Annotated in this window: 33 protein-coding genes; 31 read left to right on the forward strand and 2 right to left on the reverse strand. The window is 61.0% G+C overall.

Going from position 1 to position 24,711, the window contains the following annotated elements:
• Positions 1–106 precede the first annotated feature (106 nt).
• From terL to ACQKJZ_RS04475, 20 genes are all read left to right on the forward strand, one after another.
• Positions 107–1,231: a phage terminase large subunit gene (gene terL / locus ACQKJZ_RS04380; RefSeq protein ID WP_427730096.1), complete on the forward strand. Its 1,125-nt coding sequence runs from the start codon at positions 107–109 to the stop codon at positions 1,229–1,231.
• 41 nt (positions 1,232–1,272) lie between these two features.
• Positions 1,273–3,129 (forward strand): anti-CBASS protein Acb1 family protein, encoded by a 1,857-nt coding sequence (locus tag ACQKJZ_RS04385; RefSeq protein ID WP_427730097.1) that lies wholly within the window; start codon positions 1,273–1,275, stop codon positions 3,127–3,129.
• Positions 3,129–3,314 carry a hypothetical protein gene (locus ACQKJZ_RS04390; protein WP_427730098.1) on the forward strand — a complete coding sequence of 62 codons (186 nt, stop codon included), beginning with the start codon at positions 3,129–3,131 and terminating at the stop codon, positions 3,312–3,314. The genes ACQKJZ_RS04385 and ACQKJZ_RS04390 overlap by 1 nt, the downstream gene beginning before the upstream one ends.
• A 668-nt stretch (positions 3,315–3,982) precedes the next feature.
• On the forward strand, positions 3,983–4,354 hold the full coding sequence (locus tag ACQKJZ_RS04395; RefSeq protein ID WP_427730099.1) for a hypothetical protein: 372 nt from the start codon (positions 3,983–3,985) through the stop codon (positions 4,352–4,354).
• Positions 4,354–5,157, forward strand: coding sequence for a phage minor head protein (locus ACQKJZ_RS04400; RefSeq protein WP_427730100.1), 804 nt, complete (start codon positions 4,354–4,356; stop codon positions 5,155–5,157). The genes ACQKJZ_RS04395 and ACQKJZ_RS04400 overlap by 1 nt, the downstream gene beginning before the upstream one ends.
• A 328-nt stretch (positions 5,158–5,485) precedes the next feature.
• On the forward strand, positions 5,486–5,896 hold the full coding sequence (locus ACQKJZ_RS04405; RefSeq protein WP_427730101.1) for a hypothetical protein: 411 nt from the start codon (positions 5,486–5,488) through the stop codon (positions 5,894–5,896).
• Positions 5,893–6,165 (forward strand): hypothetical protein, encoded by a 273-nt coding sequence (locus tag ACQKJZ_RS04410; protein WP_427730102.1) that lies wholly within the window; start codon positions 5,893–5,895, stop codon positions 6,163–6,165. The genes ACQKJZ_RS04405 and ACQKJZ_RS04410 overlap by 4 nt, the downstream gene beginning before the upstream one ends.
• 28 nt (positions 6,166–6,193) lie before the next feature.
• On the forward strand, positions 6,194–6,538 hold the full coding sequence (locus ACQKJZ_RS04415) for a hypothetical protein (protein ID WP_427730103.1): 345 nt from the start codon (positions 6,194–6,196) through the stop codon (positions 6,536–6,538).
• Positions 6,539–6,650: 112 nt separating this feature from the next.
• Positions 6,651–7,733 (forward strand): DUF2213 domain-containing protein, encoded by a 1,083-nt coding sequence (locus ACQKJZ_RS04420; RefSeq protein WP_427730104.1) that lies wholly within the window; start codon positions 6,651–6,653, stop codon positions 7,731–7,733.
• Positions 7,734–7,746: 13 nt separating this feature from the next.
• Complete coding sequence (locus tag ACQKJZ_RS04425; protein ID WP_427730105.1) at positions 7,747–8,202, forward strand: structural cement protein Gp24; 456 nt, start codon at positions 7,747–7,749, stop codon at positions 8,200–8,202.
• A 15-nt stretch (positions 8,203–8,217) separates the two neighbouring features.
• Positions 8,218–9,228: a DUF2184 domain-containing protein gene (locus ACQKJZ_RS04430; RefSeq protein WP_427730106.1), complete on the forward strand. Its 1,011-nt coding sequence runs from the start codon at positions 8,218–8,220 to the stop codon at positions 9,226–9,228.
• 12 nt (positions 9,229–9,240) lie between these two features.
• A complete protein-coding gene (locus ACQKJZ_RS04435) occupies positions 9,241–9,555 on the forward strand; it encodes a hypothetical protein (RefSeq protein ID WP_427730107.1) in 315 nt (104 codons plus the stop codon).
• 140 nt (positions 9,556–9,695) lie between these two features.
• A complete protein-coding gene (locus ACQKJZ_RS04440) occupies positions 9,696–10,052 on the forward strand; it encodes a hypothetical protein (RefSeq protein ID WP_427730108.1) in 357 nt (118 codons plus the stop codon).
• A 5-nt stretch (positions 10,053–10,057) separates the two neighbouring features.
• On the forward strand, positions 10,058–10,468 hold the full coding sequence (locus tag ACQKJZ_RS04445; RefSeq protein ID WP_427730109.1) for a DUF4054 domain-containing protein: 411 nt from the start codon (positions 10,058–10,060) through the stop codon (positions 10,466–10,468).
• Positions 10,465–10,842: a hypothetical protein gene (locus ACQKJZ_RS04450; protein ID WP_427730110.1), complete on the forward strand. Its 378-nt coding sequence runs from the start codon at positions 10,465–10,467 to the stop codon at positions 10,840–10,842. The genes ACQKJZ_RS04445 and ACQKJZ_RS04450 overlap by 4 nt, the downstream gene beginning before the upstream one ends.
• A 421-nt stretch (positions 10,843–11,263) precedes the next feature.
• Positions 11,264–11,743 carry an HK97 gp10 family phage protein gene (locus ACQKJZ_RS04455; protein ID WP_427730111.1) on the forward strand — a complete coding sequence of 160 codons (480 nt, stop codon included), beginning with the start codon at positions 11,264–11,266 and terminating at the stop codon, positions 11,741–11,743.
• Entirely contained in the window at positions 11,743–12,183 is a 441-nt protein-coding gene (gene gp17, locus ACQKJZ_RS04460) for a tail completion protein gp17 (protein WP_427730112.1), read from the forward strand. Before ACQKJZ_RS04455 ends, gp17 begins: the two co-directional genes overlap by 1 nt.
• A 15-nt stretch (positions 12,184–12,198) precedes the next feature.
• On the forward strand, positions 12,199–12,435 hold the full coding sequence (locus tag ACQKJZ_RS04465) for a hypothetical protein (RefSeq protein ID WP_427730113.1): 237 nt from the start codon (positions 12,199–12,201) through the stop codon (positions 12,433–12,435).
• Positions 12,436–12,471: 36 nt separating this feature from the next.
• A complete protein-coding gene (locus ACQKJZ_RS04470) occupies positions 12,472–12,924 on the forward strand; it encodes a hypothetical protein (RefSeq protein WP_427730114.1) in 453 nt (150 codons plus the stop codon).
• Entirely contained in the window at positions 12,921–13,367 is a 447-nt protein-coding gene (locus ACQKJZ_RS04475; RefSeq protein ID WP_427730115.1) for a hypothetical protein, read from the forward strand. Before ACQKJZ_RS04470 ends, ACQKJZ_RS04475 begins: the two co-directional genes overlap by 4 nt.
• A gap of 195 nt (positions 13,368–13,562) precedes the next feature.
• On the opposite strand, the gene ACQKJZ_RS04480 is transcribed toward ACQKJZ_RS04475, so the two are convergent.
• Positions 13,563–13,820, reverse strand: coding sequence for an Arc family DNA-binding protein (locus ACQKJZ_RS04480; protein ID WP_427730116.1), 258 nt, complete (start codon positions 13,818–13,820; stop codon positions 13,563–13,565).
• A gap of 9 nt (positions 13,821–13,829) precedes the next feature.
• On the opposite strand from ACQKJZ_RS04480, the gene ACQKJZ_RS04485 reads away from it, so the two are divergent.
• The 3 genes from ACQKJZ_RS04485 (at position 13,830) to ACQKJZ_RS04495 (ending at position 15,255) form a co-directional block, all read left to right on the forward strand.
• Complete coding sequence (locus ACQKJZ_RS04485; protein WP_427730117.1) at positions 13,830–14,057, forward strand: Arc family DNA-binding protein; 228 nt, start codon at positions 13,830–13,832, stop codon at positions 14,055–14,057.
• Between the two features lie 44 nt (positions 14,058–14,101).
• Positions 14,102–14,827 carry a phage antirepressor KilAC domain-containing protein gene (locus ACQKJZ_RS04490; protein ID WP_427730118.1) on the forward strand — a complete coding sequence of 242 codons (726 nt, stop codon included), beginning with the start codon at positions 14,102–14,104 and terminating at the stop codon, positions 14,825–14,827.
• Between the two features lie 98 nt (positions 14,828–14,925).
• Positions 14,926–15,255: a hypothetical protein gene (locus ACQKJZ_RS04495; protein WP_427730119.1), complete on the forward strand. Its 330-nt coding sequence runs from the start codon at positions 14,926–14,928 to the stop codon at positions 15,253–15,255.
• A 59-nt stretch (positions 15,256–15,314) separates the two neighbouring features.
• On the opposite strand, the gene ACQKJZ_RS04500 is transcribed toward ACQKJZ_RS04495, so the two are convergent.
• Positions 15,315–15,704 carry a hypothetical protein gene (locus ACQKJZ_RS04500; RefSeq protein WP_427730120.1) on the reverse strand — a complete coding sequence of 130 codons (390 nt, stop codon included), beginning with the start codon at positions 15,702–15,704 and terminating at the stop codon, positions 15,315–15,317.
• Positions 15,705–15,776: 72 nt separating this feature from the next.
• Between ACQKJZ_RS04500 and ACQKJZ_RS04505 the strand changes: the two genes are divergently transcribed.
• The 8 genes from ACQKJZ_RS04505 to ACQKJZ_RS04540 all read left to right on the forward strand — a co-directional run bounded on the left by ACQKJZ_RS04505 (position 15,777) and on the right by ACQKJZ_RS04540 (position 24,590).
• A complete protein-coding gene (locus ACQKJZ_RS04505) occupies positions 15,777–18,089 on the forward strand; it encodes a tape measure protein (RefSeq protein ID WP_427730121.1) in 2,313 nt (770 codons plus the stop codon).
• A gap of 206 nt (positions 18,090–18,295) precedes the next feature.
• On the forward strand, positions 18,296–18,688 hold the full coding sequence (locus ACQKJZ_RS04510) for a hypothetical protein (protein ID WP_427730122.1): 393 nt from the start codon (positions 18,296–18,298) through the stop codon (positions 18,686–18,688).
• Positions 18,685–19,083 (forward strand): DUF6950 family protein, encoded by a 399-nt coding sequence (locus ACQKJZ_RS04515; RefSeq protein WP_427730123.1) that lies wholly within the window; start codon positions 18,685–18,687, stop codon positions 19,081–19,083. Before ACQKJZ_RS04510 ends, ACQKJZ_RS04515 begins: the two co-directional genes overlap by 4 nt.
• Positions 19,080–21,341, forward strand: coding sequence for a hypothetical protein (locus tag ACQKJZ_RS04520; RefSeq protein ID WP_427730124.1), 2,262 nt, complete (start codon positions 19,080–19,082; stop codon positions 21,339–21,341). The genes ACQKJZ_RS04515 and ACQKJZ_RS04520 overlap by 4 nt, the downstream gene beginning before the upstream one ends.
• 40 nt (positions 21,342–21,381) lie before the next feature.
• The gene (locus ACQKJZ_RS04525) at positions 21,382–22,059 is read left to right on the forward strand and encodes a hypothetical protein (RefSeq protein WP_427730125.1); all 678 of its coding nucleotides are present in this window, start codon (positions 21,382–21,384) and stop codon (positions 22,057–22,059) included.
• Positions 22,056–22,412 (forward strand): hypothetical protein, encoded by a 357-nt coding sequence (locus ACQKJZ_RS04530; protein WP_427730126.1) that lies wholly within the window; start codon positions 22,056–22,058, stop codon positions 22,410–22,412. The genes ACQKJZ_RS04525 and ACQKJZ_RS04530 overlap by 4 nt, the downstream gene beginning before the upstream one ends.
• A complete protein-coding gene (locus ACQKJZ_RS04535; RefSeq protein ID WP_427730127.1) occupies positions 22,402–24,387 on the forward strand; it encodes a hypothetical protein in 1,986 nt (661 codons plus the stop codon). The genes ACQKJZ_RS04530 and ACQKJZ_RS04535 overlap by 11 nt, the downstream gene beginning before the upstream one ends.
• Positions 24,388–24,389: 2 nt before the next feature.
• Positions 24,390–24,590, forward strand: coding sequence for a hypothetical protein (locus tag ACQKJZ_RS04540; protein ID WP_427730128.1), 201 nt, complete (start codon positions 24,390–24,392; stop codon positions 24,588–24,590).
• Positions 24,591–24,711 lie beyond the last annotated feature (121 nt).

Below are 24,711 nucleotides of genomic sequence, written 5' to 3' on the forward strand. Positions count from 1 at the left end.
CGCGCCGTAGCGCTTCCTCGTCGTCTTCATTCCCGTACCAGTCCTTCAGGTCAGGAGTAGCTTAACACCCTGTCCAGAAAACCGGCACCACCTCAAGGTGCTCGGGTTGGTCGCGCTCGACGGGTATCAGGCGGTGCAGGAAGTAGCCGTCAGGGTCGATAGCAAGGCCAAGGATAGGTGGAAGACGACTGCGGGCGGGGGAATGCTGGCAAAGGCTGCTGGCGGTCCTATCACGGGCTTCCGCGCTGGTTACATGGATCGAACGACCTTCACCGGGGCGCTGGTCATTGACGACCCGCTGAAACCAGATGACGCCTTCAGTCCGACCAAGCGCAAGACGGTCAACCAGCGCGCCACCAACACCTTCAGGTCGCGCCTGGCGCATGACGATGTGCCGATCATTGTCATCATGCAGCGACTGCACTCCGACGACTTCGTGGGGCACCTACTGACGGGCGGGACTGGCGAGAAGTGGCACCACCTGAACCTGCCGGTGCTGATCGACAACAGCGAGCCATACCCGGTCGAGTGGACCCACGGGCTGCCAATCAAGCACAATCTGCCTAATGGTCCGCTCTGGCGCGAGAAGCATGACGCGGCGGAAATCGAGGTGCTGAAGGCAGACGCGTACACGTTCGCCAGCCAATACATGCAGCGGCCAGTGTCGATCGAGGGCGCGCTTTTCAACATGGAGGGCTTCAAATGGTGGAAGGACCTGCCCCCGATCGAGTATTATTCGATCTATGCGGACACGGCGCAGAAGACCGGAGAGCGTAATGACTTCAGCGTGATCCAGCTATGGGGCAAGGCTGCCAGCGGGATATACCTGATCGACCAAGTGCGCGGCAAATGGGAGGCGCCCGAGCTTGAGAAGACAGCCAAGGCATTCTGGGAGAAGCACAAAGCGCTGACGCCACGCGGTTTTAAGGTTGAGGACAAGGCATCTGGCACGGGACTGATCCAGTCATTGCGACGCAACCAGCAAATCCCGGTGATCGGTATCCCCCGCGACAAGGACAAGTACACGCGGGGCCTAGACGCCGCGCCCTGGATCGCGACAGGGATGGTGCACCTGCCCGAGAATCACGAATGCAAGGTGGCGCTGCGTGCCGAGCTTCAGATGTTCGATGGCCTAGGCACAGGCTGGGACGATCAGGTCGATCCGTTGATGGATGCTATCGCCGATATGTTAGCCGGTGGCGGGGGCTACAACCTCGACGCCCTGTTGTAACGGCGGTAACGGGCCCACCCTCCCCGCCATAGCCCAGCACCATGGCGTGGATCACCGACAGCTTGACCCGTGCAATCGCAGCCGTAGTCTCGCCACTCTCCCGTTTCGGCAACCGTTCCACGTTCGGGTCCTACGGGGTCTTCAATTACCAGCTGGCCATCGCCGCATACCAGTCGAGCGGCCTGCTGCGTAAGGTCATCGCCATCCCAGCTAATGACCGGGTGCGCGAGTGGCGCGACTGGCAGGCAGACGGTGACCTAGCGGGCAAGATTGAGGCGGAGGAAAAGCGGCTCGGGCTGATCGCCAAGGTTCGCCAGGCGGAAACCCTGCGCGGCATCGGTGGCGGCGCGCTGATCCTCATCACGGCGGGCGATCACTCGCAGCCGCTCGACCCTGAGACGATAAACGCTGGCGGGCTGGTCGCGGTCAACGTCGTCAGCCGGTGGCAAATCCGGGGTGATGGCTGGATCCGCGAAATCACCGATCCGCGCTATGGCGAGCCGACGCGCTTCCTCATGGATACGGACGGCCGATCGGTGCCTATCCACCCCAGCCGCGTCGTCTGCTTTCGCGGGCCTACCCTGCCGGTTGGGTCGCTGCTGACCGATGAGGAAGCCTTCTGGGGCGATAGCCGGTTGCTGACCGTGCTGCGCGAGGCGGAGAACAGCGACAATGCGCAGGCGTGGTTCGCGGCGCTCATCAAGAAGGCAAAGTTGACCCGCGTCGGCATCGGCAATCTGTCCGAGCGTGTCGCCACGCCTGAGGGCTATTCCAAGATTGCCGCCCGGGTCGGCCTGCTTGCCGAGGGTGAGAATTCGCTGAACGCCAGCGTCTACGACCTCGGCAATGGCACCGATCTGCCTGCCGAGAAGATCGACGACTTTACCATGACGTGGAACGGTATCCCGGCCATGATGGACGCCTTCCTCCAGATGGTGGCGACTGTCGCGGACATCCCGTTTACGCGGCTGACCGGGCGCTCGCCTGCTGGCATGAACGCCACGGGGGCATACGATGACCAGAACTGGGCAAAGACGGTATCGGCCGGGCAGCAGCTCGAGACACGGCCCTGCCTCGACCAGATCGACCCGGTTCTGCTCCGATCCGCAGGCATCACCGATCCGGACAAGGTGTCGTGGAAGTGGGCACCGCTCTGGGCTCCGACCGAGAAGGAAGACGCGGACACGTTCTACGTCTTCACCCAGGCCGTCGAGAAACTGCAAGGCACCGGCACCATTCCAGATCAGGCGTTGGTCAAGGCGGTGCAGAACACCCTCTCCGATCGCGAAAGCTGGCTCGTCGGCATCGACGCGGCGCTCGCAGAAATTCCAGAGTCGGAAAGGTTCGGGCTCGACCCCGAAGACGACGGGACCGACCCGTCTGCTATTCAAGCGAAGGGAGGTGATCCAGAATCTCAGGCGACGGCGGGTGGCGATGGAAGCGCCCCCGCGCGTCGTGCTGCAAATGATGCCGCGCCGCGCTCGCTCTACGTCAGCCGCAAGGTGAAGAACGTGGGAGATTTGCAGGCGTGGGCTAAGTCTCAGGGGCTTCCCGATCTGCAAGACGACCTGCACGTCACCATCGCATACAGCACGACCCCCGTCGACTGGATCAAGATGGGCGGTGAATGGGGTAGCGATGAGGATGGCGGGTTGACCGTGCCTGCCGGTGGTCCGCGACTGGTTGAGCCGCTGGGTGATCGCACAGCCGTTCTACTCTTCGCGTCAAGCGGGCTTTCGTATCGCAATATGTCGATGCGTGAGGCCGGGGCGTCGTGGGACCACTCCGACTACCAACCTCATATCTCGCTGACCGGTGATCCTGTCGACCTGGCCAATGTCGAGCCGTATCGCGGACCTATCGAGTTTGGTCCTGAGATTTTTGAGGAGATCGATTGATGCAGACCGGTCATATCGAGGTGCACCTGCACGCTGAGCAGCGTCCGTGGTTCAAGCATGGGGTGACCGTGCTGGCGTGGGCCTGCGCGATTGTTGATCTCGCATCCACACGGGCAGCGCGCCGCGTCAGCGATATTGGGGCAGCGTTGCTCGTTCGTTATGGTATGCGGCTGACGGCAAAGTGATCCGCTGGCTTCGATCGCTGTTCGCATGGCGCACGATCTATGCGAACGATGCGTGGGAGTTGCGCGCGAATGACTTAACCGGCGCACGACGCTGGTTGCGCAAGATCACCGGTGGATACAGCCCCCGCCCTCTCATTGACGACGATGGGAACGTGATCCCACTTGGACCGCCCCCGTCGCGGCCGTCGCGGTGATCCGTGCGCTTCGACCGCAAAGACCGCGAACCAAGCGGTCAAAATTCGTGACTTTACAGCCCAATTGCGCCATTGTTGAGCGGCCCGGAAAGACGTTGGAGCGTCGATCCGAGCCTGACCAAACAACGCTATTGGAGTAGCGCGATGGCTTCCCTTCAAATCCTTCCCGTGCCGCCTCGAGTCAAGGACCATACGGGTTCCAAATTCGGTAGACTGACAGTTATCGGCTTCGTCGGCATGGATAGTGGCGTCCGACCTCGTCCGCGCTTTCTGTGCGAATGCGACTGCGGTGGAATGCACACTGCGCAAGCTGTATCGCTCGTCAAAGGGTACGTGAGAAGCTGCGGCTGCCTACAGTCTGAATGCGGGCGCCGAAACATTCGGCTGGCTATGGAGGCAGGGCGCGAAGCTAATCGCATCCGCCACACCACGCATGGCATGTCACACACACCAGAACACAATGCCTGGACTGGCATGAAGCAGCGCTGCCACAACCCACGCAACAAAATGTATAAGCATTATGGCGCGCGCGGTGTGGCCGTGTGCGATCGTTGGCGCGACAGTTTCGAGAACTTTCTATCTGATATGGGGCGTAGGCCAAGCGAAAAGCACTCAATTGACCGCATCAATGTAGATGGGGAATACGCGCCGGGAAATTGCCGCTGGGCTTCGGTAGAAACACAAGCGAACAACCGAACGGACAACCATCTTGTCGTTTACCAAGGGCAGCAGGTGTCCCTATCCGAGGCTGAACGACTTTCAGGTATATCGCAGAAAAACCTCTATTATCGTTCCAAAAAGGGTTGGGTCGGGGACAAGCTTTTTGCGCCGGTGAGGTCTCAGTAATGAAGTTTGATCTGCGAGCTATGGCGCGGCGGCCACGACGAAAATCTTTCGTGGTGTTCCGTGATATTAGGCCCCCGGCGACCTTTGCCTCTAATCTTTTTGCAGCAGTCTACGCACCGGCCGTAGCCATCTGGACGCGCCGCACTGATGCGATCCTGGCGGAATACGAGCGCAGCCTGTCCGCGCTGACGACGGACGCGGCTGGCGACATCAACAACGAGCTGGACCAGGCGGAGAACGAGTTCCTGCGCCTCGTGCTGTCGCTGCGGGCGGCTATGGGTGAGTGGCTAATCAAGGTCGAGAAGTGGGAAAGGTCGAAGTTCATCGGCGCAGCGCTTGCTGCGTCGGATGTCGACCTTTCCACCATGCTGACCAGCAATGATGTGAGCCAGCCACTGTCGGAGGTGCTGGAATGGAACGTCAGCTTAGTCCGAGACATTAACAGTCAGGCACGCCAGAGGATCGCAACGGCCGTCTTCAATGGCCTCCGTGCTCGCAGTCCCGCCCGCGATGTCGCTGCCGAAATCCGTAAGGCAACGGGCATGGCCCGCGACCGCAGTTTGCGCGTGGCGGCCGATCAATTGCAAAAGACCACCGCAAGGTTGGCGCAGGCTCGCGCTGAACAGGCAGGCATAACGAAGTACGTCTGGGTTCATTCAAGAAAGCTCCATCCGCGACAGAACCATGTCGAGCGCGATGGCAAGATCTTTGAATGGTCTGATCCGCCCGCAGATGGACCACCCGGAACCCAGCCTTACTGCGGCTGTAGGGCAAGGGCGTACTTGGAGTGGCTGGAAGAATAGTGTATGAAATTCGGGCCGGAAAGGTGGTGGAACACCCGACCGGCCCTGAGCAATCGGTCATTGGAGGACCATCATGCCTGCACCCGGAATATCAAAACGCGCGCCAGTCGGGAAGCGGTTCGGTCGTGTTGTCGTCTTGTCGCTCACCCGTCCTGCTCCGGGGAATTCAGCCGTTGTGGACTGCCAATGCGATTGTGGTGATGTCCGACCCTATTTTGTGGGTAATCTCGTCTCCCAGCGCCAACCTATGTGCCCTACATGCCGAACATTGGCACAGCCTGGGAAAGGCCAGGCTGGGCATCATCCGCTTTTCAACATTTGGAAAGCGATGATCCAGCGCTGCGAAAATCCCAACCACACTTGGTTCAAGCGTTATGGAGGTCGTGGAGTGCGGATATGCGACCGTTGGCGCAACGACTTCAATGCATTCGCGGCTGACGTTGGCGATCGACCGTCACCAAAGCACACCTTGGATCGCATCTGCGGCGACGGCGATTATGAGCCGGACAATGTGCGTTGGGCGACACCACTGGTGCAGCAACGCAACAGATCGGATACGTTGCGGATCGAATGGGCCGGTCGTACGATGTCAGGCAAAGAGGCGGCCGACATTGCTGGCTTAGAGGTGGCCACGTTTTACTACCGTCTCAAGGCCGGTTGGACGATGGAGCGCATTATGTCGACCCCTTCCACAATGACGACGAACAAGGGAAAGCCTAAGCCGAGGAAAGCCGCATGACCCCGCTTGAGCAAAACGCAAAAGGTGGTGCGGCTCATGCCGCCCAAGGTGAGCCCTTCGCTCTACTCGGTGAGGCCATGCGCGTTGATGTGGTAAACGAGAACGAAGGCCACGGAGATATTCGCGACCTTACGGTGTACGTGTCTTGGCTGGACTCCGAAGGCGGCATCATCTTGTGGGGCAACGAGATCGCGGAATTGCACACAGCGCTTGGTGAGATTGTAGCAGGCAGGGTCGATTTCAGTGGGGATGGCAATGAGCCCTCTTGAGCGAGCTGCGAGGGCTGTGGCCTGGGAAATGTTGATCCCCGACGAAGGCCCAATGAAGCCTGAACGGATCGCCCGCGCCGTGATCGAGGCGATCCGCGAGCCGAGTAGCCCTATGACGCATGCCGCGCAGAGCGAAAGCCACGTCGCTGGCAATTGTGAGGTCGACTATCATGGCATTTGGGCATCCATGATCGACGCGCTGCTGGAGGAAGGGGCGATGAAGCCCCAGCCGAACTACGCCAAGCAGATGGCCGATGTGATGACCCGCTACCAGCCCGCATTCGCTGCTTTTGGGAGGCAGATTGCAGAAACGCAGGCAGGGGCTGCCATGGCATTCGGTCGAGCACTGGCGGATCACCGCAAGACAAAATAACGCCTCCCACCTGACGGCGGTAAGCACCCCCGTCTAGCCCGAATATCCGGGCAGGGTGCTATTCTCGGATGCCCTGACGCTCGACGCCCCCCGCCCGCTGCAAGGCGGCGCTTTGGCTGTCCGCGCACGAGCCGCCCGAACCGGCGTTTACCAGTATGCCGGTCGCGAGATCGATCCTGACAATACGCATGGGCTGCGGGACACTGCTGTCGTCAACGTGCTGCGCGATGAGAGTGCGGTCTTTGACGAACGCGCCGTCCGCAGCTTTATCGGTAAGCCGATCACCGACGATCATCCGTCCCAGCCCGTAACCGCTGACAATTGGCGCACCCACGCGCGCGGGACGATCATGGGTGCAATGCGTGATGGCGAATATCTCGCATTCGACCTGATGCTGACTGATGCCCCCACCGTGGCGAAGGTCAATGCGGGCAAGCGTGAGCTTTCCAACGGCTATGCGTGCGATGTCGAGATTGGCGACTTCACCGCGCCTGACGGCACCAAGTGCCAAGCTCGGCAAAAGCCCGGCTCCATCATCGGAAATCACGTCGCTCTGGTCGATCGGGGCCGCGCTGGCTCCGACTGCGCCATTTGCGACGCCCTCCCCTCCAACCTTTTCGACACCCTGAAGACGGAGAAGCCCGTGAAGACCATGGTTATCGACGGGCTGACCGTCGACATGGCGAACGCCGATACGGCAATCGCCACCGTTCAGACCCTCATCGCCGCGCGTGATGCAGCGACCGGCAAGGTGACCACTCTGGAAGCCCAGACGGTTGCCGACGCGGCCACGCTGGTCGCCAAGGACGCGGAAATCGCCAAGCTGACCAAGGCGCTGGCGGATGCCAAGCCGACGCTTCAGCAGCTCCGCGACGCTGGCAAGGCATTCGCTGTGATCGAAGCCAAGGCCAAGGCGAATGGCGTGGCCGTCACCGACGCGATGGACGAAGCAGCCATCATGAAGGCCGTGGTCGACAAGGCGATGCCGGGCAACACCTATGAAGGCGAGCATGTCCGCATCGCGTTCGACGCGCTGACCAAGGACACGAAGGTCGATCAGCCCAAGGTCCAGCCGATCGGCGCGCCTGCCCAGATCACCGACGCGCACACCGATTACCTGAACGATCGCGCCAAGCAGCGCGCCGCTCTGTCGTCGGCCTGGAAGACGCCGTTCAACGCTGCCGACGCGGCATAAGGGGGGAAGAGACATGCCCATCACCGTTCAGGACACGTATCTCACTGGCTATGCGCAGGGCTTCCCCGGCATGCTGGCGGATGGCAACACACAGTCGCGCCCGACCGGCATTGCAGCTGACGCGGCCGGTATCGCATTCGGCAAGGCGGTCTTCTCGACTGGCGTCGGCAAGCAGGTCACCGCGACCCCCGGCACGAAGTTCAAGGGCATCGTGATCGCCGACAGTGGCATCGTGCCCGGCCTCACCGGCACGGCAGACGTGCACCCGCAGTACAGCACCATGTCGCTGCTCGATATGGGCGATATCTGGGTGCTGGCGGGCAGTAACACTACGAAGGACGCGGCGGCCTATGTGACCAGCGCGGGCGCCTTCACCACCACCGCGAGCGGCAACACGGCGATCCCTGCGACCTTCATGGACGCGGTGTCGAGCGGTGCGCCGGTCCGTCTCCGCGTCGTGCAGCAGTAAGAGGGGGCTGAACCAATGTACGCACCGAACATCATTCATCTTGGCGACGCGGCCCGCAGCTTTGGCGTGCCCCCGACGCTCGATCTTCACGACGCTCAGCAGACGGTCGGGTTCGCGCAGCCCGCGCTGTACCGTACCCACAAGTTCATCGGCCAGAAGTACCCGAGCTTCGACTATGCCGGGCTGGTTCCGGTCAACACCGATGGCGACATGTGGGATGTCGGCACGCTAGTCTATTCCGGCGATGTCGCTGGCAAGGCGGAATATCTGGGCGGCAAGGCCTTCGACGTTCCGAACGCCTCGATCAACTTCAACCAGGGCGTGACGCAGTTCCACTTGGCGGGCGTCGGCTATGAGTTGTCGCGTCGCGAGGTCGAGCGCTTCGCGCGCATGGTCGCGCAGAACCCTGGCGTCACCGAAGGCGGGTCCAACCTGGCCGAACGCAAGGCTTCGGCCGCGCGTATGGTTGCCGAGAAGTTCATCTACGATCGCGTCATTCGTGGCGATACCGGCGAGAAGAACTTTCTGGGCATGATCAACCAGACGGTCGTGCCCACCGCCAACGCCCCGACCGGCAATTGGGCGACCGCGACCGCCGATCAGATGTCGGCTGACGTGGACGCCGCACTGACGGACGTGTTCGTGAACACCCGCGAGACGGCAACTGCCAATTCGCTGCTGATCCCGACCAGCAAGTTCCTGATCGCCAACCGGACTCGGATGCCCAACACGGATCAGTCGATCCTGAAGTACATCACGGAGAACAACGCCTACACCGCGATCACCAAGCAGCCGCTCGACATCCGTCCGAGCCGCGAGCTGGAGACGGCGGGCACTGGCGGCACCGGCCGCATCGTCGCCTACGAGAAGAATCCCGACAACATGGAGTTCTTCCTGCCAGGCATGTTCGAGTTCATGCCGCTGTTCCCGACCTCGTCCATGACCTGGCGTGTCGACGGCGTGATGAACGTCGGTCAGTTCGAGCTCTATCGTCCGAAGACGATGAGCTACCGCGACAACATCTAAGGGAGCCGGATCATGAAGAAGACCAACTATCAGCCCGGCCCCCGTGGCATCAATCTGGCATCCGGTGGCACCTATTGGGTGGAGCCGGGCCAGAGCGTGACGATCACTGCCAAGGACAAGGACGGCGCTCAGCACATCGAGACTGAGGGCGGCGACAAGATCGAGATCAAGGGCGACATTCCCGATTTTGGCCGTAAGGTCGACGCCGAAGCGGATGCTGCTGCCAGCGATCGGGTCGAGGCGCTGACTGCCGAGAACGCGGACCTCAAGGCTCAGGTGGCGGCACTCCAGGCCGATCTGGAGAAGGCGACCAAGCCGGCCAAGTAACTCCTGCCGGGTTTCTCCCAGCCTCGGGCCGCTGCTTTCGGGCGGCGGCCTTTTTGTTGCGGCGCTGGCCTGAACGTCCGCGTCGTCGCTCGTCAGTAACGGCGGTACAGCCCGCCGCCTCATAGCCGCATGGAGGCAGTATGGCGCTGAATGCTCTCAACCTCTCCACCACCCAGGGCGTGCAGGGCCGCCCGTTCCAAGCGGCTATCTCCGGCCTGACCACGGGCCGGGTCGAGGTGTTGGGCGATGCGTCTCCGGGCTTTTCGGTCGTCAATGGCAACCTGATGTCGCGCGGCCTGCCCTATCCGGTGTCGACCGTCTCGTTGCGAGAATACGAACCAGGCGTCGGTCAGGGCTTTCGCGACACACGGATCGACATCACCGCCGTCACGCGGGACCAGCTTTTGGCGCAGGCTCAGGCGCTGCTCGGGCCGGGGCGGTCGCTGGTTCGATCGCGGGCTGCTGGCGAGCGCGATTACGCGGCTCCGAATTGGTGACCGCGATGGCTACCCCCGCAGACCTGAAGATGCGCTACCCGGCGTTCGAGAATGTCGATGACACGCGCATCCAATACTGGCTGACCGACGCAGATAGATACGTCACGGATGCCTGGGGCGCGGACGCTGATCCGGCCCGCTTGGCCTATGCGGCGCATAAGCTGGTGCTTTCCAAAGCGCCCGGCATCGCGGACGATAGCGATTTGGCGGTTCTCGGTATCCCGACCGGTGTGACGAAATTCAAGTCAGCCAGCATGGATGTCCAGATCAGCGAAGCGGCGTCCAATCGGTCGCTATCGAGCGGCTGGGATGCGACGACGTATGGCGAGGAATTCGCGGTCATACTCCGGCGCAACACGGGCGGGCCTATGCTGGTCGGCTATGTCGAGCCGACGTGCGGGTGGCCGGGCTGGTGACCATTCCCGCCGCCTTTGCCAAGATCGCCGTCGCCTTCTCGAACGCCGGGCTCGGGCCTTACGTCGACAGTTTCGCGGAATGGCCGGGCGTGCCTGTCATGGACGATGGTGGGTCGATCGTATCGCCGGGAACGCCGGTCAGCCGGCCGTGCAAGGTGCAGGTAGATCGCGTCACGGAAGCGATGCGCCAGGCTGAGGGCTACCGTGACAAGGATGTATCGCTGCTGGTGCTATGCGAGACGCTTGAGGGTGATCTGGACACGGATGCTACGCTGAACGTCACGGCTGGTCCGAACGCAGGGCGCTGGTCCGTGCAGTCGGTCGACAAGGATACAATGGGGACGTACTGGTTGTGCAGGGGAAGGAGAGCGTGATGCAGGAATTTACGATCCCCGGTTTGGCGGAGGCGGAGCGCCAAGAAGTATCGCTGCCATCGCCCCAAAATCCGACGCATTGTCGTCAAAACCCATGGCTTCGAAACGCTCGCCAACGGATCGCACAAGCCCAGCGCATTGCGCAGCTTGGTTGTCATTTAACAGGCCTCGTTGCTTCAGCACTAGCGCTAGGCTCGATGATAGCTGAGCGGCGGTCGTCGCGATTGCAAAAGCTTCCTGAATCATACTCTCATGACGAGAAAGAATGGTTTCGAGATTTGGTCGCTCGGGCGAATCTGGTCCGGAATCCTGCATGGTCCAAATGGTTGCAGGAAGAACTGCGGGAGTCGAGTCAGTACTATGACATCGGCCGATCGGTGGCTGAGGCTGGGCGCGCGGTAAGCCGAGGGCGGCGGGTCTGATGGTCAAGGCGAAAGGCGTTGACGCCTACCTTAAGCGCCTCCAGCGTCTCCAAGGTCCTGACGTCGTGCGCGAGGTCGGGCAAGCACTGTTTGTAGGTGGCGAGATTATCCAGCGTCACGCCCAAATTAGCATCACCACCGGATCAGTGAGTGGCAAAAACCATGAGCCCAGCAAGCCTGGCGATCCCCCCAACAACGACACTGGCGTTCTCGCGAACAACATCGAGACAATCCAGAAAGATCCGCTTTTGGTCGAGGTGTCGAGTAACGCCCCATACAGCGCTGCGCTGGAGGAGGGATCGAGCAGGCCCGCAGGCGTGACCGCGCGGCCGGGATATAAGCGCGCGGGGCCGGTGCGCTACGAGTTTGGCGATAGCAAGACGGAAGCCAGGCCATTCATGGGACCAGCGCGGGACGCCAAGCGGAAGGAAGTGGAAGACTTGGTCGCCAAGGCTGTTGAAAGAGTGAGCAAGAGATAATGGCGGGCGATCTTATCCGAGATGTGCGGCGCGCGGTGCTGGCACAGATGAAGGCTGACGAAGCCCTTAAGGCACTCGTCCCCGCTAGCCGCATGTACCCATCGACCACGCCCGCAACACCGACGTTCCCGTTTACCCGCCTAGATGGCTTCAATAGCCTGCCGCTGGACGGCGCCTGCTATGCTGGCGGTACGGTCACATTGCTTGCTCATGGATTCGCCAAGGACCGCAAGACGGGGACTGTGGTTGAAGATTATGCAGAGGACGTGGCGGGCAAGATTGGATCGGCTATGAAACTCGCGCTTCATCGCAAGCGCGTGACTATCGGCGATGCCACTGCCAGGCTGAATGTCCGCTCGGTGCGGCTCATCCGAGACGGCGACGATGACGAGGCATATCATGCCATCCTGTCGGTAGAGGCTCGCGTCATCATCGATTAGACGGTAAGGTGCGGCGTGGATGAAAAGGCCCTCACCTTCCTGCTGACCGCCCTGATACGCGAAGGCGTCATCCCAGAGCATATCGCATTAGACGCGGCAGAAGAGGCCCAAGCAATGGGGCATCCTATGAGCGCATTGCAGATTCGCGCCATGTGGGCCGAAGCCCATCACCCGCCGCAGCACGAACGCCAAGCAGAACAGCGCCGAGCGTCCATGCGGGTCATTGACGGCGGTAATTCCTCGGAAGGCTGATCCTTAGGCTTCGCTCAAACGAGTGGAGCCTGCCGAATGTCGTATCCGACCGAACCCGATTACATCCAGATCATGGTCAAGGTCGGCACGGCCTACACCATGCTTTGCGGCTTTGAAGGCGCCACGCTGAACAAGGCGGTCCAGACGAACGACCGCTATCGCCGTGACTGCGCCAAGCCTGCTGCAATCCCTGATCGATCGGTGCGCGTGACCGGCCGTTCGTGGGACATCAGTGGCACTGGCGTGGTCAATATGGACCAGTTTGACCTCTATGAGGACGTACTTGGTGCCCATTCCGACTTCCGCCTGCTCTACGGGCGTTACGATGACGGGCTGACGGATGGCGAGCGTACCGGGTCAATCTATGGCTATCGTGACGGCAAGGGTGTCATGACCTCGCACAACGAGACGCTTAGCGAGGACAGCACGGCTGAGCTTGCGATTGCTGGCGAAGGCAAGCTCAGCTGGACCGCTGGCTCTCCCCTGTGACGACCGCGATAGAGCTTGACTTTGGGCCGGGCCGCTATCGGTTCTTTCTCCCGCTCAAAGCTCAGATCGAGGTCGAACGGCTTTGCGGCAATAAGGCGATCGGCACGATTTATGATGAGCTGTGCGGCTCGGTCGGCATAAATCAGGAGACCGGGGCAGCGCTCTACCTGCCCGGCCCTGCCCGCGCCAAGGATGCCTACGAGGTCATCCGTCTAGCCGCTCAGTATGGCAGCGAGGGCTTCGTCGGTGGTCAACGCATATCCGTGTCGGCGATTGATGCCACTCGCATTGTGGACCAGTACGTCGATGGCCGCCCCTACGCGGAATTCATGCCGGTCGCCTGGGGCATCCTGAAGGCACTGCTGACCGGCATCCAGCTCGACGCGCCTAAAAAAAAAGGGCGTCAGAGGCGCACCAGCCGCTCAAGCGCGGTGAAATCCTAGCCGGGTGCGGATCGCTGGGATTGGACTGGGGAGAGATCACGATCGGCGAGTATCTGGAGGCTGTCGAGGCTCACAATCGATCGGCCAACCCTGACACGCCCAAGCCTGCCTCCCCCGAGTTTGTCGATTTCATGCAGCGGCAATTTAAGCAGGGGTGATCCCGCAGCCGTGGGGAAGCGGTTAGGAGTGGTTGGTCTAACCACGAATCTCGTGCTCGATGCGGTCAAGGATGCGCCGCATGTCGAACTCGAGTTCACGGATACGTTCTTCGTGCTCAGCAATGGTTTCTTTGTCATCGGCAGACTCTTGGTCTTGCGCGAACGACGCCTCCAGCCGCGATATGACCTCTGCGTTCATGGAACGCTTACTGGCGTAGGACGCCTCTTCAATGAGCGCCTTCAGGTCGTTCGGTAGCCGCACCCGAAAATAGGAAAAGTCTGATTCGTCGCTCATGGGCTATAAATGGCCCATTTTCTTGTTGACAGGCAATGGTCCATGTTGGACTATGTGCGGGCCATACAGACAGGAGGTGACATGGCAAGGGAAGACCCGATGCTGCGGGTTCGTCTTCCACGCGACTTGAAAGAGTTCGTGCAGGCGAGCGCCCGCGAAAACCATCGTTCCATGAACGGAGAAATTATCATCGCTCTTCGCGAGCGGCAGAAAGCGGCGTCAGCTCATACGGCCTGAGAACCGAGCTGACGCCTGTCACCCTGGACTTTGGGAGTTTCAGAATGAACGCTATCGTACATAGTGGGTTTGGCGGGAATGTGCCAGCCCGGATGAGCACTCGTGAGATTGCGGATCTCACCGGCAAAAAGCACGCTCACGTCATGCGTGACGTTCGCGTCACGCTGGGTGAACTGCTGGGGGAGGAGGGACTATCCAATTTTGGATCGTCCTATCTGAACGCTCAGAACAAGGCGCAGCCGGAGTTTCAGCTTCCGAAGCGGGAGTGCCTCATCCTCGTGTCAGGGTATGATGTGCATCTTCGGGCTCGCATCATCGATCGCTGGCAAGAACTTGAGCAAAGTGCGTCTGCGGACCCCATTGCGATGCTCAACGACCCTGCCGCCATGCGCTCCATCCTGCTCGGATACACTGAGAAGGTGATCGCGCTGGAAAGCAAGGTCGCAGAGATGGAGCCGGATGTCGCAGCGTATGAGCGGTTGGCGGTTTCGGACGGTTCGCTATGCTTCCGCGACGCCGCCAAGGTTTTGCAGGTGCGCCCGAAGGACCTGACGGACTTCCTCGTCTCGCACGGCTGGGTTTACACGAGGATGGGGGTGCCGGGCTACATCGCCTATCAGCCCAAGCTGCAATCTGGCCTGCTGGAACACAAGACCACCACCGTTCACCGCTCGGACGGCTCGGAAAAGATCGTCACTCAGTGCCGGATCACCCCGAAAGGCCTTGCCCGGCTGGCGAAGGAATTCCCGCCGATCGCCAAGGCGGCGTGACCCCCTAAGTTTAACTTAGGCACTCCTTAAACCAGAACGGCGCGGAGCTACCACCCTCCGCGCCACCCTGCTCACCACTAGCGCAAGGAAACTGCGCCATGGCTAATCACGTCTTTAATCGCCGGGGCATCCTCGGTGCAATGGCAATCGCACCTGTCGTCGTCGCGGCTCCGGCTGTTGCAGCAATCGGCCCGAGTCATTTTGAAACGTTGCGGCTGGAATATGTCCATATCCAGAAGACTGCTAACGCAGGGTATGACGACGAGGACCCGGCATTTCTCGCCCTCTGCGATCGCCTGTCCGCAATCGAGCGAAAGATGCAGAAGGGCAAATGCAGTAATCTCGCAGATGCCAAGGCCAAGATGCGTTTCATGCTGACCTCAGCCGTTTTGGTGCGGTCTTTGATGGTGAGGACGCACACGAAATGATCGAAGACATGTCGCGGTTCATGCTGTGACCCCCTCGGGCGGCCTTAGCGCCGCCCTTTTTAGCACATTCTATCCCAGACCTTGCCCATTTCGCCTGGAGCCATACTCTCTTCGAGCGCCGTCACATTGCCAGATATAAACCGCTGGCGTCCTGTCATGCCACCAAAGCCGTTGCGGCTGTTAACGTAGCCGCATGTTACCGGCGTGCCGGATGACCAACCCGTATGGACTTCTGAAAATTCTGCGCTGGACGGGTCTTTGAGCATATTGCGAACCATCCGCTGCGCTATCGCCTGATCCCCAAATCTTTGCCCGCCGTTTGCTGGTGTCGTCGCAGTAGGTTTTGGCGCAGGAGGCGTTTGCCCGCTTTTCCCATTAGCGACCACCAGGCCAATAACGGCAGCGCCGACTATGAAGATGGCTGTTGCGTGCCCCTTGTCATTGCTCATTCAGCCCTCCCAACGGCGGTAAGATTCAGCAATCCCACAATTTAGCCTGCCCCGGCAACCCCGGAGCAGCCTGTGCCGCAAGTCGACCCAATTATCCTCCAGCTCCGCGCGGAAACTACGCAGCTTCGCAACGAACTGCGATCTACCACGATTTTGGTGCAGGATCAGATGAACCAACAGACGCGATCGATCACGCGTCTGGAGGCTACGGCAGAGTCCTCGACGCGGCGTATTGGTTCTTCCTTCGCTGCCATGGGCGGCAACATCAGGGCTGCTCTGGCGGGTTTCGCCATTGGCGCTGTCGTACGTGAATTAGCCAGCCTTGCAGATCAGGCGAAACAGCTCGACGCTCAGCTTCGATTGGCGACTAGCGGCTTTGGAACGCTGGCGCAGGCGCAAAAAGATGTTCAGCGCATATCGGAAGAGACGCGCGGTTCACTAGAGGCAACTACCAAACTGTACGCGGGATTTGTGCGCGCTTCCCGTGAGACAGGAAGGTCGCAAGATGATGCCGCCCGCGCCACCCAGACCTTTGCCGAAGCCCTAAAGATCGGCGGTGCAAGCACCGAAGAAGCCGCTAGCGCCACCCTGCAATTCAATCAGGCGTTGCAATCTGGAGTCCTGCGGGGCGATGAGTTCAATTCCATCATGGAGGCGAGCCCCCGCATCGCTCGGCTTCTCGCAGATGCGCTTGGCGTTCCGATCGGTCAGCTTCGCAAGATGGCTGAGGAAGGTCAGATAACCTCCGATGTTCTGTTCAAGGCGCTTACAGACCGTAAATTCACGGCAGGCATCGACGCCGAGTTCAAGCAAATCCCTATCACTTTTGGTGATGCCGTACAGGCTATGGAGAATGCTGCCGTCATATCGTTCGGTCAGTTTGACAAGGGTGGCCGGTTTTCGGAGGCGCTGGTGTCATTTCTGGGCACGGGAACCGACACTTTTAACGGGCTCACCAGTCGCGCCGAGCAATATGGCGCTGACGCGCGCGCTATCTTTGACGGGCTCGGAAACCTATTTGATCCTATCGGCGCTAACGGTCAGGCAGTATTTGACGCCCTAGGCATTCGCATTTTCAGTGTGCGAGAGCAGATAACCAGTTTGCTACAGAGCATTGACAATGTGGACAACTTTTTCCGCCGCATCAATAATTTTGGCGTTTCCGTCGACAATGCTTTCATCAGTGGCCTTAACGAGGCCCAGCGACGGGCAGGCGGGCGGCCTGAGGACATGGCTCGACTGCGCCAATTTTTGCCAGAGGCCAATCGTGCCGGACGCTTTACAAGCGGAGCCAATGCGTCCGACGCACGCAGCGCTCAACGGCGCAATGAGGATGCTCTGGCTGCTCGCTTTGGTGGCATACAGGGCCTGAACCGTTATCTTTCAGATCCCACCAAATACAATCTGTTTGGCCAAAGCACGGCGCGTCCGCCACGTCCCACGCCGCCCCGACCGGGAGGCGCAGGCCGCACGCGGTCGGGGCGCTCGGGCAAGACCGATGCAGAGCGCCAGCAGGAACGCGACGACAAATTCACTGACTCGCTGTCAGCCGCTATCTCGCGTGACGCGATGGACGATAGCAGCGTACGCCCCATGCTCTTGCCAGACAGCGACCGCGTTGCAGCGGCTGCCCGACAATTTCGCGATATCATTGGCGAAGTGGGCAAGGATTACGACGACCCATTCGCCAGCGTTAAGGATTATGACGCCAGCCAGGATGTCTATTATAAAAGCCGCGAGGAGGCTGACCAGAAGCTTCAGCAGAAGCGCGAGCAGGACACGTATCAGCTTGCGGGTCTATTCGAGAGTGCGTTGACGCAATCGGGAGATCAGTTCTGGGAGAGCTTCAAGCGGAATGCGCTTAGGACTTTGGCCTTCATCGCGGCGCAGGCGGTTGTGACGTCCTTCTCGTCAGGTGGCGGTGGTTTTGGGTCGCTGCTCGGTAATCTGGGGCGGGGGCTAACTGGTGGTGGGGGCGGAAGCTCGCGGGGCGGCCTGTTGTCTGGACTCGGCTTTCTGTTCGGTGCGCCAACCGGCATCCCCGGCTTCGCCACTGGCGGGTCGATGCTGATCGGCGGACGCTCGGGCGTCGACCAGAACCTGCTCAGCTTGAATGGTCAGCCGATCGCACGGGTGAGCCGAGGGGAGACGCTGAACGTCAATCCTGGGTCCGTATCGCCGCGTGGTAGTGGCGGTCAGCGCGTCTTCAACATATCCGTCGACGCCCGGAACAGCGTCACCCCAGCCGGGTTTGCCCAAGACCTCAGCCAACGCATCCTCACCCAGGCAGCCCAGATGGATGTCGATGCCGGTCGCGCTACGCTCCGTCAGACGCCGGGCTACGTAGCCACCTCGCAGCGGTTCGGTCAGCCCAAGACGATCTAACGGCGGTAATAGCGTGGCCTACATGGGCACATCACGGCGTCATGGCCGTCTACCGTCGCTGCATCCTCTGGCGCCTCGCCTGTGAGCCTGTGGCGCGGCTATGGTCCGGGTTCGGGGACCTAGCCATCCCAGCGGATCACGTCGACCTTCAAGGCGGCGTCTATCGCGGTGCGGGAGCACTTCTCAGCGTCCCCACCCTCAAGCAGATGATGAACGGCCTGACCGATCGCGTGGAGTTTGAGGTGAGCGGCGTGACGGCGGAGACGGTGCGCCTCGCCATTGACGATCGCGATAGCGTGCAATGTGCTGACCTGCGCATCGGCTATGTGATGCTGGACGAAGACTGGCAGGTCACCGGCAAGCCGATCTGGACGTGGCGCGGCAAAGCCGACATCCTGACGACTGACCGGCAATCGGCTGATCGCGGAGGGCAGAGGACGATCACCCTGTCGGTCGCAGCGACGGACACCGACCGCAGCAACCCAACGCTCGCCTGGTTCACTGATGCCGATCAGCGACGTCGATCACCTGACGATGCCATCTTTTCGCGCGTCGCCAGCCTCCAGGCGGGTTCGACCCGTCGCTTCGGTGCGAAATGACGCTGGCGGATTACCTCAAGGCGTCGGTCAGCCGGTCGTGGGAACCCGGTGTCTTCGACTGCTGCTTCTTCCCAGGCGAATGGGCGGTGTCGTGGGGGCGCGGCGATCCGATGGCGACTTGGCGCGGGCGATACCGGTCCGATCGCGGCGGCCTGCGATTCATCAAGCGCGCTGGTGGATTGGTCGAGCTATGGGAGCGGGGTCTGTCGTCCATCGGGGTCGAGCGGGTGGGAAAGCCGCAAGCGGGCGACGTTGGCGTCGTGCTGGCGGTCAATGACGCCATGCGCCCCGAACCTGTGGGAGCCATCTGGACCGGCTCTAAATGGGCATTCGCGGCTAAGCGCGGGCTGGCGTTTGGTCCTGCGACATCTCTGGCTGCATGGGGTCCGCGATGAGCCGCGCTCTCGGGCAAATCCTAGCTGTCGCCTCGGCAGCCGCATTGATCGCAACAGGCGTTGGCGCGGCGGCCGGCCTCGCTGTGTTCGGCACAACAGCAGGTATTAGCTTCGGCAGTATCGGCCTCGGCACTCTTCTGACCGCATCGGCGGTGCTGGGAGCGGCAGCTCAGCTTCTTGGAGGCGGCGCGCAGGCGCAGAAGCCACAGACGACCGAGTCAGCAATCCGCGTTCCCCGCCCTCCCCGTGTCCGTGCGCTAGGCGTGTCCCGGCTTTACGGCGCTAGCATCTGTTACGAGACGATCAACGGCACGACGGTTGACGTGTGGGCGTTCCATGATGGGCAAGCTGCGGCGATCCTTCGCGTATACCTGAACGATGAACAGGTGACGGTTTCTAACGGCGTCGTTCAGACCCTCCCGGACAAGAGCTATCAAAGTGGACACGTAAAGGCGGGCTGGAGCCTGGGTCGTCCGCGCGAGACGGCATTCGCAGCCGTGCAGGCGGTCTTTCCGCAATGGACCGCACAGCATCGTGGCGATGGCGTGGTTACGGGCTACCTGCTCAAAAGCCCTGAGAAGGAGAAATATTTCCTGGAGACCTACCCACAGGGCGATCAGGTCGCGATGTCGCTTGTGGGTCAGTGGACGCCGGTTTTCGACCCGCGCGACCCTACACAGAACGCCTATGACCCGTCGACGTGGAAGCACAGTGAAAACGCGGTGCTGGCCTTCATTTGGTATCTGATGGTGGAGCGGGGCAAGGACTGGAACACGGTCTTTGTGCCGCAGTTGCCGCGCATCCTGGCGGCGATCAATGACGCAGGATCAGCGCAGTCGTTGGCAGCGGGTGGCACCGAAATGCGCTATCGGACCTGCCTATCCTACAAGGCTACCGAAGCACCGGCTTCCGTCGTAGGCTCCCTGCTGGCATGCTTTGACGGCTGGTACATATTCAACGAAGAGGGTCATCTGATCCTCTATTCGGGGCGGGTCTACGCGCCCACCGTGTCGATCGGGCCCGACCAGATCACCGCGTTCAGCCATCAGTCTGGCGTTGCTGACGAGGATTACGTCAACGAAATCGGCATCACGTACGTCAGCAGCTTGCACGACTATAACTCGGTCGAGGCTGAGTCATGGCGGGATGAGGATGATATCGCCAAGCGCGGGGCCATCCGGTCGGCTGACCTTGGCGCGGTCGTCCCGAGCCATACCCAGGCACGCCGCCTCGCCAAGCGCCGCATGGCTCGCAACAATGCGGCTGATCGCGGGCGCGTGACGACCAACTATTCCGGCCGGGTTGTGCTTGGTGAGCGCTACATCAATCTGAACCTGACCGAGGGCGGGGCGACGTTCTTCAAGGGGGTGGCCGAGGTTATCAGCCTTGAGCGCGACGAGATGAGTGGTGGCTTCACGTTCGATTGGGTCGCGGTTGGTGCGAACGTCGACGCGTGGAACCCGGCCACTGAGGATGGCGAAGGCGCGCCGATCGGCAACCGCTACGCGCCCGAACCGCTGGGCCGACCCGTCATCACGTCTGCTACGGTTTCGTATGCTATCGCGACCGGCGATGGCTCGGTCGAAGGCACTGGAGCACGCATCCAGATCACAGTGGAGAGCGACGGCTCTACCGGCCTCACCTGGTACGCGCGCTGGCGCGTTGGCACTGGGGCTTGGAATGAGCAGGCTTACGCAGATCAGGACCCAGGCCCTTCGGTTGCGTTGCTGACCAGCTTCGTGCCCATAAACGCGGACGTGCAGGTGCAGGTGGAATACCGCAGCGCTGGCGGTCAGCTATCGGGCTGGAGCGACACAGTGATCGTTGAGACGGCTGGTAGCCCGGCAGATCCGGCCCCGATCGCGTCCGCCATCATCGCGACCAGCAAGCCCTCTGAGGCTCTGACCATTACGGCTCAGTCTGACAGTGGTGGTGCGTCCATTACGATCAGCAACCACGATCGGATTTACAGCGACCGCACCGTCTCTGTCAGCGGCGGTGTCCTATCCGGGCTGACGGCCGATAGCTACTACGCAATCTTCTATGACGATGTGCCGCGCGCGGGTGGCAGTGTGACCTATCAGGCGTCGACCAATCCCGATGACGCGGTGCTGTCTGCCACATACCCCTATCGCCATTATGTTGGCTTCGCAAATACTCCTGCTGTTGGCGCACCTCCCAGCAGCGGGGGCGGGGCTTCCGGGCCGGGTGGATCTGGCGGTGGCATCGTGCCTGAAAAGCAATTGCCTCAAGACTGACGGCGGTAATATTTGAATGGGTCGAACGTAGCCATGAGACATGGCGACGCCTATTTTCCCCGCGCATCTGTTCTGTCCCAGTGGGGTCCGCTCCTACATTGAGCGCAAGGTGCTGTCGGGCGGGACCAGCCTGTCAGGCGTCGAAGATCAAGTCATCATTGATGGCGGCGGGCGCTGGAGCATCGAATACAGCGATATATCGCTGAACTCCCCGGCCGAGATCAAGGCGTGGGAGGCATGGAACGGCTATTTGAACGCAGGCACCGCGCCTGTGCTGGTGCCTATGCTGTCGCTGGAAACGGCACCCCGACCAGCGTTCGGCGCGCGTGGGTTGATGCCCCCAAGCGACCTCTACACCGACGACCCGCTGTTCCCGACGGTCACTCGGTTCCAGGCGCCATACATTGTGGCGACGGTGCTGGAGACCGCTCCTCTGCGTGCGACGACGATCAAGATCGCAATGGTTCGCGGCGCTCCAATTACGGGTGGCGAACGCGTCTCGTTCGGCAATCGCGGTTACCGCATCCGACGTCGCATCGCGGTCGACACCTATCAGATTGAGCCGCCCCTTCGCGCTCCAGTCAACGCGGGCACGGACGCAAACTTCGATTGGCCTGTGACCCTGTGTCTGGCGGTCCCTGGCGAGGATTGGACGCCAATGATTGAGCTAGGCCAATACGCAGATGCATCCATCAAGTTTGTCGAGGTGTCGGAATGACCGTCATGCTCGACCTAGAAGTGCCACGCAATGGCGACTACTCAGCGACCTCGCAGCTTGTGGACGACGCGGGCCTGCCGATCGACCTGACCAGCAACACCATGGCGCTGGATATCCGCCGCCTTCCTGGCGATGGCGGCGCTCCCGTGGCGTCCGCTGCCGTCGAGATTGAGCCCGGCACGCAGGGATACTTCACCGAGACCATCAAGGGCGCGTCGCTGGTCGGCGTGTCCGGTCAATACGAGGTGGTGCGCCTCGCATACGACCTGCGCCGGGTCGACAGCGGTGGCCTCATCACTGTCGAGCGCCGTGGCATCATCAGCCTTGTCCCTGGAGTCACCTATGGCGGATAAACTCGTCGTCACGGGCGCACGCGGCCCGGGCCTTACCGAAATTGCCCGGCGGACCGGCAATTATGGCGTACAGCCGACCGATAGCGATGCCGAGGCCTTGGGTAAGTTCGCGGATGCTGCGATTCAGCAGAACCCCGGCTTTAAAGGCGACACCGGAGACACCGGCCCCGCCAACAGCACGTACCCATCGGTCGCAGGCATCACCAATGCGCCGATCACCAACCTGTCTGCGATCCGCGCGGACGGTCAGGGGGGCCTTTACACCTACACCACCGGAGATTTCACCGGTCAGGTCGACAACAACCTTGTCATCGCATCGGGACAGGTGCCGATCACGACCGGCGCGTGGGTGCTGAATACGACGGACTATGTCCCGGCATGGTCGTCCTTCGAACAGGTCATCGTCCCTATCGCCTACACGCGCGTCACGACCGGCGGCTTCTATCCACAGGGCGTTTATGCTGCGCGCTCTGGCGGTGCCAGCTACCGGTTGGATGAGGATCAGACGACCACCACCAGCACTGCGTGGCGAAAGAAATCGAAAAACGGGCGCTGGTTCGTTTTGGACGAGCAGCAGCCATCATTGCCGATGTTCGGCTGCAAGTCGGGCGGTGATCGCGCGTCGGCCGATGCCAACGAAGCACCTATGCACGCTGCGTTCGATTGGCTCAACCAGGCGTTCGGTCGGCGCCTGTTCATCCCTCGTGCCGAATGGGGATTTACGACTGATCTGCGTGTCCTGAAGAATGGCGCTTGCATCCAGGGCTTTGGCGCAGACAGCGTTCTGAAGGGCTGGGATAATGCCCGCCTGATGGTGGGCCAATGCGTCGTCCTGCCCCCCGATAGCGGTAGCGGGGGCCGAAATAATAAGGGCGGTATTGAGGTGCTATCCCCCCGGTTTGAGGATTTCACCGTCGCGCCCGATTACGCGCATAACGGCGAAATTGTGTGCCTCGACTTCACGCAGAAGGCGGTGTTCCGAAACGTCGATGTCGGGGCGGTGGGCGTGACGGGCACCAACGGTTTCGACGGCATCAAGACGCGCTGGACCCAATACACTACATTCTACAATTGCACGGTTAACGTGAACGGCAATCCTTTTCTGGTGTCGATGGAGAACATCAACCCGGCAAATGAGGATCATTTCACCTGGGTCGGGTGCGAGTTCTACTGCGGCAAGCCACGACGTTACACGGGACCGTCGGCGGGAATCCTGATCGACTGGGGTGCAGGACGTAGCGCAGGCATGCTGCGCTTCACAGTTATCTCGCCACACTTCGCACGGTTCATTGATATTGGCCGGGACGGGACGGTTGATGATCGGTATAGCGGGATCGCCGTCCGCAAGGCTCCGGGTGACAACACGGATACGCGCGCGATCCTCGGCGGTATTGTCGTAGGTGGGTATTTCGAGAACGTACAACGCTGCTTCGACACGGCCACGTTCATGCTGAACGGCAACGACCTGAGTCACATTTCCTTCGAAGGTACGAATGCTCTGGCGTTCGACTATTTCGCGATCGGCAAGGATGTCACGAAGGGTTCAGTGGGCTTGTCCAACACGACGCCTGTGCAGGGCAATGTGTGGATCCAAGGAATGCGCGCCTACTTTGGCATGGGCAATCGGCCAAACCAAGTGACAACGTTGTTTTCCGACTATGCAGGCTTCCATCGGTTTGCTGATAAGGAATCCGGCGGTTCTGTAACCACGGCTTCCTCAGCTACAAAATTGAAGAGAATGGGTTCTGTCACCGTGCCCAGCGGTGCAACTACGATAACCGTTACGCACGGCCTGTCGAAGATCGGTCAGGGCCAGGTGCCGACCACAACGATTTACACGCCAGTCTGTGAAGGTTGGGCGGGGGGTGCGTACGTCTCCGGCGAGGATCGATCTGCGGGCACCGTGACGTTCGATTTCATCGCGCCAACCGCTGATAAAATTTTGAGCTGGACCGCAGAGATTCCGGAGGAATGACCATGCAAGTCAATGATTTCGCACGTCTTAAGACGATGGTGGAAGCCGAGCGGGAAGCCGCGGCGGTCCACTTGTCGCGGCCGATGATCGCGCTGACGAATGCCGTCGCGGCGTATGTCGACGGCGTTGACCTGTCTGACGAGCAGCGTGGGGAGGCGCAGGCGATCCGGGATCGTTACGCCCCCGCCGCTGAACCCGCCTAATCGCTTCAACCAAGGAGAAGACTATGAGTGACGATCCCATTTCGCCGATCGTGATCCCGCCCGAGGGTGATGAGCCGAGGCCGGACGCTGGCAGCGGTGGTGGTGGGACGGGAAATCCTCC

Source organism: Sphingomonas sp. NPDC019816 (assembly GCF_050274375.1).
Taxonomy (GTDB): Bacteria; Pseudomonadota; Alphaproteobacteria; order Sphingomonadales; family Sphingomonadaceae; genus Sphingomonas.

What these genes read in the sequence shown, in the direction of transcription:
- ACQKJZ_RS04385 (WP_427730097.1), top strand. Translation starts at nt 1,273, where the DNA reads ATGGCGTGGATCACCGACAGCTTGACCCGTGCAATCGCAGCCGTAGTC.
- ACQKJZ_RS04390 (WP_427730098.1), top strand. Translation starts at nt 3,129, where the DNA reads ATGCAGACCGGTCATATCGAGGTGCACCTGCACGCTGAGCAGCGTCCG.
- ACQKJZ_RS04395 (WP_427730099.1), top strand. Translation starts at nt 3,983, where the DNA reads ATGAAGCAGCGCTGCCACAACCCACGCAACAAAATGTATAAGCATTAT.
- ACQKJZ_RS04400 (WP_427730100.1), top strand. Translation starts at nt 4,354, where the DNA reads ATGAAGTTTGATCTGCGAGCTATGGCGCGGCGGCCACGACGAAAATCT.
- ACQKJZ_RS04405 (WP_427730101.1), top strand. Translation starts at nt 5,486, where the DNA reads ATGATCCAGCGCTGCGAAAATCCCAACCACACTTGGTTCAAGCGTTAT.
- ACQKJZ_RS04410 (WP_427730102.1), top strand. Translation starts at nt 5,893, where the DNA reads ATGACCCCGCTTGAGCAAAACGCAAAAGGTGGTGCGGCTCATGCCGCC.
- ACQKJZ_RS04415 (WP_427730103.1), top strand. Translation starts at nt 6,194, where the DNA reads ATGTTGATCCCCGACGAAGGCCCAATGAAGCCTGAACGGATCGCCCGC.
- ACQKJZ_RS04425 (WP_427730105.1), top strand. Translation starts at nt 7,747, where the DNA reads ATGCCCATCACCGTTCAGGACACGTATCTCACTGGCTATGCGCAGGGC.
- ACQKJZ_RS04430 (WP_427730106.1), top strand. Translation starts at nt 8,218, where the DNA reads ATGTACGCACCGAACATCATTCATCTTGGCGACGCGGCCCGCAGCTTT.
- ACQKJZ_RS04435 (WP_427730107.1), top strand. Translation starts at nt 9,241, where the DNA reads ATGAAGAAGACCAACTATCAGCCCGGCCCCCGTGGCATCAATCTGGCA.
- ACQKJZ_RS04440 (WP_427730108.1), top strand. Translation starts at nt 9,696, where the DNA reads ATGGCGCTGAATGCTCTCAACCTCTCCACCACCCAGGGCGTGCAGGGC.
- ACQKJZ_RS04445 (WP_427730109.1), top strand. Translation starts at nt 10,058, where the DNA reads ATGGCTACCCCCGCAGACCTGAAGATGCGCTACCCGGCGTTCGAGAAT.
- ACQKJZ_RS04455 (WP_427730111.1), top strand. Translation starts at nt 11,264, where the DNA reads ATGGTCAAGGCGAAAGGCGTTGACGCCTACCTTAAGCGCCTCCAGCGT.
- gp17 (WP_427730112.1), top strand. Translation starts at nt 11,743, where the DNA reads ATGGCGGGCGATCTTATCCGAGATGTGCGGCGCGCGGTGCTGGCACAG.
- ACQKJZ_RS04470 (WP_427730114.1), top strand. Translation starts at nt 12,472, where the DNA reads ATGTCGTATCCGACCGAACCCGATTACATCCAGATCATGGTCAAGGTC.
- ACQKJZ_RS04480 (WP_427730116.1), bottom strand. Translation starts at nt 13,820, where the DNA reads ATGAGCGACGAATCAGACTTTTCCTATTTTCGGGTGCGGCTACCGAAC.
- ACQKJZ_RS04485 (WP_427730117.1), top strand. Translation starts at nt 13,830, where the DNA reads ATGGCCCATTTTCTTGTTGACAGGCAATGGTCCATGTTGGACTATGTG.
- ACQKJZ_RS04490 (WP_427730118.1), top strand. Translation starts at nt 14,102, where the DNA reads ATGAACGCTATCGTACATAGTGGGTTTGGCGGGAATGTGCCAGCCCGG.
- ACQKJZ_RS04495 (WP_427730119.1), top strand. Translation starts at nt 14,926, where the DNA reads ATGGCTAATCACGTCTTTAATCGCCGGGGCATCCTCGGTGCAATGGCA.
- ACQKJZ_RS04500 (WP_427730120.1), bottom strand. Translation starts at nt 15,704, where the DNA reads ATGAGCAATGACAAGGGGCACGCAACAGCCATCTTCATAGTCGGCGCT.
- ACQKJZ_RS04510 (WP_427730122.1), top strand. Translation starts at nt 18,296, where the DNA reads ATGATGAACGGCCTGACCGATCGCGTGGAGTTTGAGGTGAGCGGCGTG.
- ACQKJZ_RS04515 (WP_427730123.1), top strand. Translation starts at nt 18,685, where the DNA reads ATGACGCTGGCGGATTACCTCAAGGCGTCGGTCAGCCGGTCGTGGGAA.
- ACQKJZ_RS04520 (WP_427730124.1), top strand. Translation starts at nt 19,080, where the DNA reads ATGAGCCGCGCTCTCGGGCAAATCCTAGCTGTCGCCTCGGCAGCCGCA.
- ACQKJZ_RS04525 (WP_427730125.1), top strand. Translation starts at nt 21,382, where the DNA reads ATGGCGACGCCTATTTTCCCCGCGCATCTGTTCTGTCCCAGTGGGGTC.
- ACQKJZ_RS04530 (WP_427730126.1), top strand. Translation starts at nt 22,056, where the DNA reads ATGACCGTCATGCTCGACCTAGAAGTGCCACGCAATGGCGACTACTCA.
- ACQKJZ_RS04535 (WP_427730127.1), top strand. Translation starts at nt 22,402, where the DNA reads ATGGCGGATAAACTCGTCGTCACGGGCGCACGCGGCCCGGGCCTTACC.
- ACQKJZ_RS04540 (WP_427730128.1), top strand. Translation starts at nt 24,390, where the DNA reads ATGCAAGTCAATGATTTCGCACGTCTTAAGACGATGGTGGAAGCCGAG.